Origin of the sequence: Roseateles sp. DAIF2 (assembly GCF_015624425.1) — a bacterium.
In the GTDB taxonomy this organism is placed as follows: domain Bacteria; phylum Pseudomonadota; class Gammaproteobacteria; order Burkholderiales; family Burkholderiaceae_C; genus Kinneretia.
This window is the reverse complement of the sequence record NZ_CP049919.1, coordinates 2,455,906-2,467,728: the sequence shown is the minus strand read 5'-3', so window position 1 is coordinate 2,467,728 and position 11,823 is coordinate 2,455,906. Positions and strand designations below refer to the sequence as shown.

The following is an 11,823-nucleotide window of genomic DNA, read 5'->3' as shown; positions in this document are numbered from 1 at the left end:
CGGTCGATCCAAGAGGAGGATTCGAACGGCAACCCCGCTATCTTGCTGCTGCGCCTGCCCTCAGTTCGAGTTCAGGACGGTCGCAAGACCGGAGGCTTTGCGTCACCGGCTCGCGCCGGGTTTGCCTTTGGTGGCCCGATGGCCACGATGAAGGCGAATTGTCGCCATCGGTAACAGCACCACAAGCCGACCGGGGGGTGATTGACAAGCCGATGACAATCGGGCACCTCGCCACGAACTCGGCCATGCCTCGCCGGCGCTGCGCGGCCTGAGCCTGGCGCTGAACGTCCAGAACGCGTCGGATAGGCGCCATGCCGCCTCCTGCATCCTGATGGACGGTTGTCACTACGGCACCGGCCGCGACCTGCGCCTGAACAGGCTACGACGAGGCCGACCGTTTTCGTGGCTCGGGCGGCCCTGGCCGGGCTACGCCGGTGCGGCGCCTGGGTGATGAGTACGCGGACATCTGCGACAAGATCGGCCGCACCCAGCGCAGCTTCGACGCCGACACCGGCCGCCTGCTGGCCAGCGACATCCCGACCGGCGAGGCCAATGGCGACACCATCACCACCTGGCTGCTGACCCTGCACATGGCGGCGGTGGGCAGCATGCCGGTGCGCATCCTGATCGCACTGCTCGGCGCCGGCGTCGCGATGCTGAGCGTCACCGAGGTCGTGATCTGGCTGAAGAAACGCCGGGCGGCCCAGGGAGCCAACAAGCTGCCGGCCGGCCAAGAAAAAGCCCAGCGACCTTGAGCAAACAAGGAACCGCTGGGCGAGGCCGGCGCTCAAGGGGAGGAGTCGGGAGGAAGCGCCGGGACCTCCAATCTACGGGGCAAGACTTTGGTGAAACTTAAGGCGTCCCATTTCCTGCTTCACCGGGCATGGCCCCGGCCGGAGCCGGCCGGGGCCCGCGCGGACCTCACCTCCGGATATTGCTCTGCAGGCTGTTGCGCACCGTGCTGTTGGCCAGATCGTCCTGCGCCCAGACGCAGACGGCCTGTCCCGCGGGGTTCGCCGCGCAGTTCACATTGGCCTTGACGTCACCCGCCCCGGTCTCGAGCAGGGTCGCCGCGCTCCACGCGCCGCCCCAGGGCAGTTCACGCGCATAGAGATTCAGGATGCCGGAGCTCGGGTTGGGCCATTGATCCGGGCTGCGGTAGGTCACCACCGCGCGGCCGTCCTGGTCGATGCCCAGGCTGTGGCCGGCGCTGTAGCTGTTCACCATCGCCGGCGCCGAGAAGCCGCTGCTCGGCGTATAGCTCGCCGCCTTCAGCGCGAAGCTGGCGTTCCAGCCGATCACGGCCCGGCCGTCGTTGGCCATGGCGATCGCGATGCGCACCGCGAGGTTGTCGCTTACCTGGCCAGCATCGATCTCGGTGGGGGTGCCCCAGGTGTTGGCGGCTCCGTCATAGCGAGCCACATAGAGTGAACTGCCCTGCTGCCAGGCCACGAGGGCGTTGCCGGCGGCATCGCTCGCAATGCGCGGGCTGGCATCCCGCACATCGGTCAGCAGCTCCTCGAGGCGCACCGGCGTCTGCCAAGCGCCGCCCGCATAGCGGGTGGCCTTCATGCTGTCGTTCGAATCGCCGGGATTGCGCTCCTGCCAGACGACGATCAGGCTGCCCTGGCTGCCGAGGGCGAGCTGGGCGGCGCGCGTCGTCAGGGTGGACTGGCTCACGTCGACGAAGGCGGGCCATTGGTTGCTGCTGGCCGGCAGGCGGCTGTAGAGCACATCGTCATTGCCGATGCCGACGATGTGCACATGGCCATCGGTGTCGAGCTTGGCATCCGTCAGCTTGCCGCCACCACCATTGGCGGGCGTGAACGGCGTTGCCGACCAGCCGGTGCCCGGGTTGTAGCGGCGCGTCTGGAAGTTCTCCCGGATCCACACCGCATTGCCGGCCGCGTCCAGCAGCAAGCGGCCGGTGACCAGGTCCTCCGAGGCGCTGCTGCTCGTCAGGCCCGGCACCACCACCGCGGCGGCCCAGCCCTGCCCGGCCGTGTAGCGGCGCGAGAATACCTTGCGCGTGCTGCCATCGGGCGTGCCGTCGGACTGTTCCCACAGCACCAGCGCATTGCCGGCGCCATCGATGGCCGACAGCACATTCGCATCGGCAAAGGTATTGCTGTCCGCGACGTTGAAGTCATTGCTGCTTTCCAGCAGGGTCGCGCTGCCCCAGGCCATGCCCTGCGCCGGCGCAGCGGCAAAGGCGGCGGTGACGTTGCGCGCCTCGCTCATCGTGACGGTACAGGCCGCCGACGTACCGGCGCAGGCCCCACCCCAGGCCTGCAAGACCTGGCCCTGGGCCGGCGCCGCGGTCAGCACGACCTGGGTCGCGGCCGCATAGGTCGCGCTGCAGCTGCTGCCGCAGTCGATGCCGGCCGGCTGGGAGCTGACCTTGCCATTGCCGGTGACCGCCACCGTCAGCGCGAAGCTGCTGGTGGGTTGCGGCGCGAAGGTCGCGAACACCGTGGTGGCCTGGATCACCGTCACGCTGCAGCTGTTGCCCGAGGCGGTGGCGCAGGCCCCGCCCCAGCTCTGCAGCACCTGGCCGGCCGCCGGCGTGGCCGTCAGCTGGAGCACCGTGTTGGCGGGCAGCGTCGCGCTGCAGGCCGAGCCGCAGTCGATGCCGCCGGTGTTGCTGGTGATCTTGCCGCTGCCGGTGACGCTGGCCGTGACCACATGGGTCACGGGGTTCCCGGTGCCGGGTCCGGTTCCCGGCGGCGGCGGTTCGGCGGCCGAATCGTCGTCATTGATCCAGCAGCCGGACAGTGCCGAAGCCGTCACCAAGGCCATTGCCAGCCACCCGAGCCTGCGTCCGCGACGCGCTTGTCCTGTGTTTTTCATGCTGTGAAAGAGTTGCTGCGAAGAAGAAGCGTCGCGCCTCGAAACCGGACGCGATCGGGGCGGATGCTAGGTTTGGCACCCCGGCGGCGTCGGCACGGCCGGGCCACGCCGCGATAACGGATCGGTAACGCCGGCACCCCTGTTACCGATTCGACGCGGCCCGGCGACAGCGTTCCGGGGCCTAGCGAGGTCTAATGAAGCGCCCCCGACCGTTCTTTGCCCCGTTTCGACACCCCGTTTCGATGGAAAGATCCGCATTCAGTTACCGTTTCGGCAGCGCCGAATTCGATGAGTCCCGCTTCGAGCTCCGTGTCGCCGGCCTGCCGGTGGAGGTGGAACGCCGCGCCCTGGAGGTGCTGGCCTATCTGCTGCAGCATGCCGGCGAGGTCGTTACCAAGGAGGAGCTGCTGCGCGAGGTCTGGGCCGGCCGCATCACCGTCGACAAGGTGCTGCCGAACGCGATCAACAAACTGAGACGCGCGCTCGGCGAGAGCAATGCCGACCGTGTCGCCACCCATGCCCGCCTCGGCTACCGGTTGGACGGACCGGTGATGCGCACCGCGGTCGGGCGGCAGTTTGCGAGCCCGCTGGAACTGGCGGCCGGACAGACGGTGCCGGGGCGCGCGAACTTCGCACTGATTCGCCAGCTGGGCCGCACCGGCGGCAGCGAGGTCTGGCTCGGCGAACATCCGAAGACGCATGAGCAGCGGGTCTACAAGTTCGCGCTCGACAACAGCCGGCTGCGCGCGCTGAAGCGCGAGGTCACCCTGCTGCGCCTGCTGCAGGAGGGCCTGGAAAATCCCACCCAGGTGGTGGAAGTGCTGGACTGGAACTTCGAGTTCGCGCCCTTCTTCCTGGAATGCCGCTACGGCGGCCAGCCGCTGACTCAATGGGCCGAGGCCCATCTGGCCGGCCTGGACCAGCCCGCGCGGATCGCCCTGTTCCTGCAGATCGCCGATGCGGTGGCGGCCGCCCATGCGGTCGGCGTGCTGCACAAGGACCTGAAACCCGCCAACGTGCTGGTTACGGGCGGCGCTTCGCAGCCGCAGGTGCGGTTGAGTGACTTCGGCAGCGGCCATCTGCTGGAGTCCGACCGGCTGGAGCAGCTCGGCATCACCCGGTTGGGCCTGACCATCGAGGACGGCGCGGCCGGTGACGGCTCCAGTTCGGGCACGCCGCTGTATATCGCACCGGAGCTGTTCACCGGCCATGCGCCCACGGTGCGCAGCGATGTCTATGCGCTGGGCGTGCTGCTGTACCAGCTGCTGTCGGGCCGCATCGGCCAGCCGATGGCCCCGGGCTGGGAGGCCGAGATCGGCGACGAGCTGCTGCGCGAGGACCTGCAGCTTGCCACCGATGGCAACCCGCAGCGCCGGCTGGCCGGTGCGGACGAGCTCGCCGACCGGCTGCGCCGCCTGGAGCAGCGCTGCCTCCAACTGCTGGAGCGACGTCAGGCGGAGGCAACCGCCCGCCAGGATCGCGAGACCCTGGCGCGCAGCGCGGCGCGCCGCCCGCTGATGCGCGCCTTGTTCGCGATGCTGGTGCTGGGTGTCGCGGCGGCGCTGTGGCTGCAGCAGCAGGCCGTGCTGGCGCGCAACGAGGCGCGGATGGAGCTCGCTCGCGCGACCGCGCTGACGCGCTTCCTGACCGAGGATCTGATCGGACGCGCCAACCCGCTGGTTTCGGCCAAGGGCCCCGACACGACCTTGCGCGAGGTGCTGCTCAGCGCGCGCGACCGGGTGGCCGAACGCTTTGATGCGCAGCGCGAGACCGCAGCGGTCATCCACGAGAGCCTGGCCGCATTGTTCAGCGCCATCGACATGTTCCCGGACGCCGAGAAGGAGGCTCGCCGCGCCTTGGCGCTGCTCGAACGCGACGGCGAGGCCGCCGGTCGGCAGGGCTTGCAGGCGCGCGCGGTGCTGGCGCGCGTGCTGAGCCGCCAGGGCCGTCGCGACGAGGCGCAACGGGAGTTCGAACAACTGGAGCGGCTCAGCGCGCCGCCGAACGACGATCCGCAGGCGCGGCAGCGCGTGGCGATGACGCGCAGCATCCTGCTGATGGATCGGAGCGAGTTCGCCAAAGCGGTCGACGAGTTGCGAGCCGCAATCGGCGGGCTCGACGCCACCGAGGCGGGCAGCACCGCACAGCGTGACGCCTTGCGGCTGGACCTGATCTTTGCGCTGGCGCTGGCCGGCAAGGACGAAGAGGCTCGGGAAGAAGGCCGCCGGCTCATCGAGGAAGCGGGCAGCCGAAAGCAGGACCATGCGCTGCTGATCGCTCTGACCCGGCTCGCTCTGGTGCGCGCCCATGGCGAGGACCATGCCACCGTCGAAAGGCTGTTACAGGAGGCGCGGCCGGTGATCGTGGCACGGCTGGGCGAAAACCATTCCCGCCATATCACGCTGCTCAACGAGCTGATGGCGCTGGCGTTCAGGCAGGCCGACTGGCCACGCGCCTTCGACTACGCGAAGAAGGTGCATGAGCGCGTGCGCGCCAAGCTCGGCGATGCCCACCCCGCCACCTACATCACCCTGCTCAACTGGGCGCGCGCGGAAGGGGAAGCCGGCATGGCCGCTCAGGCCCTGGACAAGGCGCGGATCGCGCATCAGCAATTGAGCCGGCTGGTGGGCCCGAAGGGGCCGCAAACCCAGGATGCGGCCGTCGTTCTGGCCACGATCGAGCTGCAGCTCGGCCACACGCCGCGCGCCCAGGCGCTGATCGACCAGCTCGACGCCTCCGTGCTGGAAGCCACCCGCGCCACCGGACTCTGGCCCGCCGCCATCGACGCGCTGCGCGGCGTGGCCCTGCAGCAGCGCGGCGAGATGGCCGCCGCGCGGCGGCTGCTCGACTCGGCGCTGGCGGTGATTGCCCCGGAAGAGGAGGCGCTGGCACAGCCGGGCCGCGTCTATCGCCTGGCCAAGGCGGCGCGGGCGCGGCTGCCATGAAGTGACAGCCCAAAAGGAAAGGGCCCGGAGGAGATCCGGGCCCTTGGCGATGTGGTGGAGCCGGGGTCACATGAACACAACGCCCTAGACCCGATTTCTGCTCGATGTAGGAACATTGAGAGATCTGACCGTCATGCACCACGGCGGCTTCGGCCTTCTTCTCGTTGGCATCACACTGCGTGCAGAGATGGATTGATGAGGAAGGAAAGGAGAGAGTGATACGAGTCGTGAAAGTGATTTCCAGGCAACACCTTCAGAAGATCTTTGACCCGAAGAACGAGACCTGACCGCGAGTTCTAGTGCGGAACACGCCACGCCAGGGAGTCAAACACGAGAGGGGACATTGAAAATCTCAAACGTCGAGAACCCAGCATCCATGTGGGTTGCAGCCGATGACTTGAAAGCCACCTCCGCCAAAACTATGCAAAGAGCCGCTCATGGCGGCTCTCTTCATTTCTGCTGATCAGCGCGGCCGGTGCGAAACGCCCTTCCCTAGCGGAACCAGACCGGCGGATGCCGCTGCTGCCAGGCGAACACCTGCTCGAGCGCGCCGGCCAGGCCCAGCAGTAACTCGTCCTGGCCGGGCTGCGCCATCAGCTGCACGCCGACCGGCACGCCCGCCGCGGTTTCGTGCACCGGCAGGCTGATGGCCGGTGCGCCGCAGAAGTTCGCCCAGGGCGTGAACGCGCTCCAGCGCAGCATCGCCTCGCTGGAGGCCCAGCCATCGTCGAGCCGCAGCGCGCCGCTGGGCAGGGCCGGGGCGGCACTGGTCGGCGTCAGCAGCACATCGACACCCGACTGCCATTTGAGCCAGGCGGCCGCCGCGGCCGCGAGCCGCGCCAGCGCCTGGGCATGGCGGATGCCGCTGACCTCCGCGGCATGCTCGACATGCCAGCGCGTGTAGGGCATCAGCGCGTCGCGTCGCTCAGGCGGTACCTGCTGCTGCACATGCAGGGCCAGGCCGATGCTGAGCACATCGCACAGCGGCTCCAGCAGCGCCCAGATGCGCAGCGCCGCCGGCAGCTCCAGCGGCACGATCTCATGCCCCAGCCCCTCCAGCGCCCGCGCGGCCTCGGCGCAGGCCTGCCGGCAATCGGCATGGACCGCCGCCTCGTCGGTGCCGGGATCGGTCAACAGGCCGATGCGCAGGCGGCCCGGCGGCGGCATGCGCGCGGCGCGGCGGTGCGCATCGGGCGCCCAGGACGGCTGGCGCCACAGCTCGCCGGGGCCGATGGCGCCGACGGCATCGAGGTACAGCGCCGCATCACCGACCGTGCGTGCCACCGGTCCCTCGCAGCCGAGCTGGTACCAGGCCGGCAGCACCGCGGGGATGCGCCCGCGGCTGGGCTTGATGCCGACCAGGCCGCAGTTCGAGGCCGGCGTGCGGGTCGAGCCCAGGCCGTCGCTGGCATGGGCCAGCGGCGCCAGGCCGGCGGCCACCGCGGCGGCCGCGCCGCCGCTGCTGCCGCTGGCCGAGAGCCCTTGCCCATAGGGGCTCAGCGCCGGCGGCGCCAGCCGCGTCTCGGTGTAGCAGCAGGGGCCGAACTCGGGCGCATGGGTCTTGCCGAGCACCACGATGCCGGCCTGGCGCAGCCGGCCCACGACGCCGCCATCCTGCTCCGGCACCCAGCCGGCCAGCGCCGCGCTGCCCAGCGAGGTCGGCAGGCCGGCCGCCGGATGCAGATCCTTCAGCGGCAGCGGCAGGCCGTGCAGCAGGCCCGAGGGCGGCTGCTCGTCGGCCCGCCGCGCGGCCGCCATCGCCTGCTCGGCGAACACATGGACGAAGGCGCCGAGCGCCGCGCCATGACGCTCGATGCGATCCAGGTAATGAGCCACCAGCTCGGTGGAGGAGATCTCGCGGCTGCGTAGCGCCGCGCATTGCGCCTCGGCGCTCAGGTCGTGCAGTTCGGCCATGGCAAGAACTGCTTCAGCGATCCGCGGCGATCTGCGCCATCACGGCATCGATCTCCTCGGCCACCTGGGCCACGAAGGGCGGCAGTACCGCGATACCCATGTGGTCGGCCCCCTCCAGCGCGCGCACGCGGCCGCGCGTCGACAGACCCGCATGCGCCTCCTGGTAGGCCGGCCAGCGCTGGTAGACCAGGTCCAAGCCCTCGACGCCGGCCGGCGCCGGCTGCTTCGGCGCCCACAGCACCACCAGCGGGCGATCGCCCAGATCGGGCGCCGTCGCGGCCTGGCGCCCCACCTGCTGCAGCCCCTGCACCTCGTAGAGCATCGCGTCCACCGCCTCGGGCGTGAAGGTGGACTTCATCTGCGCGGCAGCCTCGGGCATGTCGGCATACACCGCGTCGATCAGTGCGAACTCCGGCGGCGGCGCGCCACCCTCGCGCAGCCTGACGCGCTTCGCGCGCTCGGCGGCCATCTGCTCGGTCGGCGCCTCGTTGTAGAGCGCGAACTGGTCCGGATGGCTGGCATCCAGCATCATCAGACCGGCCACCTGCTCCGGGTAGAGACCGGTGTAGACACGCATCAGCAGCCCGCCCAGCGAATGGCCGATGAAGACCAGCGGGCCGCTTACCCCGGCCGCATCCAGCAGCGCATGCAGGCGGCGCGCATTGCGCTCGGCATCCAGCGGCCGCGCGTCGGGCTGGCTCCAGCCCAGGCCCGGGCGGTCATAGCTGCAGACCGGGTACTTGCGGGCCAGGGTGCGCTGCAGGCGCGCATAGAGCGGCGAGACGGTACCGGCGCCCGACTCGATCACGATGGTGGGCTGGCGCGCATCGACGGAGGCGGGGCCGCTCAGGTGCAGGTGCAGGCGCAGCCCGTCGATCTCGTAGAGCTGGCCCGGTGGCGGCACCGCCGGCCCGACCCAATGCGGGTCGGCCACGCGCGGCCAGTAGTCGAGGCCGCGCACACGGTAGGGCAAGTTCGCGAAGTCCATGTTCACCGTGCCGGGTGTGGTGACGTAGAGCACGGCCTTGGCCAGCGGCGCGAAGCGGGCATGGAAATGCTGGGCCGACTTGACGACGATCAGCTTCTTGTTGCCCAGCTCGATGCCCAGCCCGGTGAAGAGCTCGGGCGCCAGCACCTGGCTGCGCTTGCCGATCAGCGCGATGTCGATGCCCTGCTCCAGCCGGACCCAGACGCTGCGGCCCAGCGCCATGCGGTCGTCGGCCCCCATCAGGCCGGGCTGGGAGAAGTCCTCGACCACCGCCATCACCGTCGCGCGCAGGTCGATCGGATCGCCGGAGGTCGGCCCACCCTTGCCGCCCAGGCGCAGATCGACGCGCGCGCCGACGCCGGCATCCGCGCAGAGTTGCACCGCGCCCAGGTCCCAGAAGCCGCCGATCGCCACCTCGCCGATGCCCCGCGCCAGCAGCTCGCGCAGGATGAAGGTGCTGTCGCTGAGCGCGCCGCCGCCGGCGTTGTCGGCCATGTCGGCCAGCACGACCGGCCCGCCCTGCAGCGCAAGCGCCTGCGTCAGGGCCTGCTCGACCGTCAGGGCCGGCGTACCGGTCTGCTCGCGCAGCGACCAGAATTCCCGGCCCAGTTCCTCGGCCAGCGCGGCCGCCAGCGTCGGATCCTGGTCGGTCGTGACCCAGAGCTTGGCACCGGACTCCGGCACATCGGCCCAGGGGAAGCCATGGCCCAGCGAGACCGACAGCACGCCGGGCTGGCGCTCGACGGCCTGCATGCGGCGCACGAAGCCGGCCATCGGCTCGCGCGTCGTGTGCCACAGGCCCACCATCTTGCAGTCGAACACGGCCGCTGTCGGCTTGACCCGCCCCTGCGCCGCATCGAGCACGATGTCCATCAGCTCGCGCATGCGTTCCAGCGCGTCGGTGTGCGGATATTCCTTGTAGGCGATGATCACATCGGCCGAACGCTGCATCAGCGCGGTGTAGTGGCAATGCAGGTCCAGCTCGACGCCGATCGGCACCTCAGACCCGACGATCTCGCGCACGCGGGCGATCAGGTCGCCCTCGCAGTCGTCGTAGCCGTCGGCCACCATCGCGCCGTGCAGGATCAGGATCACGCCGTCGACCGGACCGGCCGAGCGCAGGTCGGCCAGGATGTCGTCGCGCAGACGCTCGTAGACCGCGCGCACCGTGCGGCCCAGCGGCATCGCGAAGGCGGTGGTGCTTTCGACCAGCTCGTGCCCCTTCTCCGCCAGCCATTCGCCCAGGGTCAGCGGACTGAGGCCGAAACCCTGCGGATCGCGCGTGCTGGCGTCGCCGCGGTAGATGCCGTATTCCTGGAAGCTGCCCCAGCCGGTCGGTGCGGCGGCGAAGGTGTTGGTCTCGGTGGCGAGAAAAGCGGTGAAGAACTTCATGATGGATGGCAATCCTTATTGGTCCACGCGCGTGAAGCGCATGTGGCGGGTACGGACGCTGTCGATCCGCAGGCCGACCACCCGGCCGCCCGCGCGGTCGAGGTTGACGACATTGCTGTTGGCCAGCGCGGCCAGCAGCGGGTCGGTCGGGACGATCAGCAGCACCTCGTCCGAGACGGGCTGCAGGCGAAAGCGCAGCTGGCCATGCCGGCCCTGCACGGTGAGTGTCAGCATCGCGCCCTCCATGGCGATCTGCCCGCCGGCATCGAGGTCGGCGCTGCGGTAGCCGCCGACCAACTGCGATGCGAGCGCCGCCGCCTCGGGCGCGGTCTCGGGCAGGCGCCGAAAGCGCAGCACCCGGCCGCCGTCGCGCACCTCCAGGCTGTCGGGCGCCTGCGCCGGGTCGACGCCGGCCAGCTCGACCTCGAAGGTGCTGGTCGCCATGTCCACGACCCCCAGCCACACGCTGCTCTCGCCGCGTAGGCGCAGCGGCAGCACGGAGCTGCCATGCACGGACAGGCCCAGCACGCCGGCCACCTCGCCGAAGCGCATCAGGCAGCCGCTCTCCGGCTCGTGATAGCGCTGGCCCAGCAGGCCCGGGAAGGCGCTGGCCGCGACTCGCGGCACCGCCGCCTCGGCGCTGATCGGCAGCTGCTCGGCCAGCAGCAGATCGATCAGCTTGAAGGCGATCGCCGCGGGGTTGGCCGCGCTGCCGTTGGTCATGATCGTGATGTCCAGGCCATGCGCGGGCACGGTGATCATCTGCGAGCCGCCGCCGAGGATGGCGCCGTTGTGGTGGATCACCTCGACGCCGCGATAGGGATGGCGGACCAGGCCGAAGCCATAGGGCGACACCTCGCCCGATTTCAGCGTGGTCGGCGCCAGCATCTCGGCCCAGCTCTGCGCGCTGCCGACCGTCTTGTGCTCGCTGCGCAGATGGGCCAGCCAGACCAGCATGTCGTCCACCGTCGAGACCAGCGAGCCGCTGCCCTCGAACTCGGTCGGATAAAGCGCGCGCGTCCAGCGCGCCCGCCCCCCCGCAGCCGCCACCGCGGGGCCCATGGCCGGCAGGTAGAGCCCGGCCAGGCCCTCGCGCACATCGAGCACGCTGGGGATCGATTCGCTGTCCAGCATGCCCAGCGGCTCGAAGATGCGCTGGCGCAGGAACTCGGCGAAGCTCAGGCCGCTGAGCCGCTCGACGGTCAGGGCCAGCAGGCGATAGCCGCCATTGCTGTAGATCATGCGCGAGCCGGGCTCGAAGTTGAGCTCGCTCTGCCGCGCCATCATCGCCAGGCTGGTGCCGGGCGGCTGCAGGTTCAGGCCGTTGGCCCAGGTCCACAGCTCGTCGTGGCCGCGCCAGCCGCCGGTGTGCTGCATCAGCTGGCGCAGGGTCGGGCCCGGGGCGCCAAGCGTCGGCAGCTCGGGCAGATGCTGCTGCACGGCATCGTCGATGCGCAGCTTGCCGTCCTCCGCCAGCAGCAGGATGGCCAGCGCGGTGAAATGCTTGCTGGTCGAGGCCAGGCGCATGCGCGTGCGCGGCGTGTTGGCCACGCCCTGCTCGATGCTGGCCAGGCCGAAGCCGCGGCGGTACAGCAGCTCGCCTTGCCGGCTGATGCCGATGACCAGGCCGGGCTCGTCGCCGCGGCACAGCGGCTCCAGCAGGGCATCGATCGCCTTGACCAGGTCGGCGCTGGAGGATGATGGTTGTTGGGTCGTCGAGGTAGACATGGGTGT

At 70.1% G+C, this 11,823-nt stretch carries 5 protein-coding genes, 2 pseudogenes and 1 riboswitch; of the genes and pseudogenes, 2 read left to right on the top strand and 5 right to left on the bottom strand.

Going from position 1 to position 11,823, the window contains the following annotated elements; all coding sequences use genetic code 11:
* Positions 1-24: 24 nt before the first annotated feature.
* Positions 25-136, bottom strand: a riboswitch (cyclic di-GMP riboswitch).
* Between the two features lie 298 nt (positions 137-434).
* Entirely contained in the window at positions 435-755 is a 321-nt protein-coding gene (locus tag G8A07_RS11425) for a PepSY-associated TM helix domain-containing protein (RefSeq protein ID WP_213086268.1), read from the top strand.
* Positions 756-921: 166 nt separating this feature from the next.
* Here G8A07_RS11425 and G8A07_RS11420 read toward each other — a convergent pair whose 3' ends face one another.
* Positions 922-2,694, bottom strand: a complete 1,773-nt coding sequence (locus G8A07_RS11420; RefSeq protein WP_195797107.1) for a hypothetical protein — start codon at positions 2,692-2,694, stop codon at positions 922-924.
* A gap of 398 nt (positions 2,695-3,092) precedes the next feature.
* Here G8A07_RS11420 and G8A07_RS11415 point away from each other — a divergent pair, with 398 nt between their 5' ends.
* Positions 3,093-5,795: a winged helix-turn-helix domain-containing protein gene (locus G8A07_RS11415; protein WP_195797106.1), complete on the top strand. Its 2,703-nt coding sequence runs from the start codon at positions 3,093-3,095 to the stop codon at positions 5,793-5,795.
* A gap of 492 nt (positions 5,796-6,287) precedes the next feature.
* On the opposite strand, the gene G8A07_RS11410 is transcribed toward G8A07_RS11415, so the two are convergent.
* The 4 genes and pseudogenes from G8A07_RS11410 to G8A07_RS11400 form a co-directional block, all read right to left on the bottom strand.
* Positions 6,288-7,709, bottom strand: a complete 1,422-nt coding sequence (locus G8A07_RS11410) for an amidase (protein ID WP_195797105.1) — start codon at positions 7,707-7,709, stop codon at positions 6,288-6,290.
* A 13-nt stretch (positions 7,710-7,722) separates the two neighbouring features.
* Positions 7,723-8,514: pseudogene (locus G8A07_RS27865) on the bottom strand (alpha/beta fold hydrolase); the annotation flags it as partial.
* A gap of 123 nt (positions 8,515-8,637) precedes the next feature.
* Positions 8,638-10,089, bottom strand: a pseudogene (locus tag G8A07_RS27860) (M81 family metallopeptidase); the annotation flags it as partial.
* 15 nt (positions 10,090-10,104) lie between these two features.
* Positions 10,105-11,817, bottom strand: a complete 1,713-nt coding sequence (locus G8A07_RS11400) for a serine hydrolase (protein ID WP_195797103.1) — start codon at positions 11,815-11,817, stop codon at positions 10,105-10,107.
* Between the last annotated feature and the right edge of the window lie 6 nt (positions 11,818-11,823).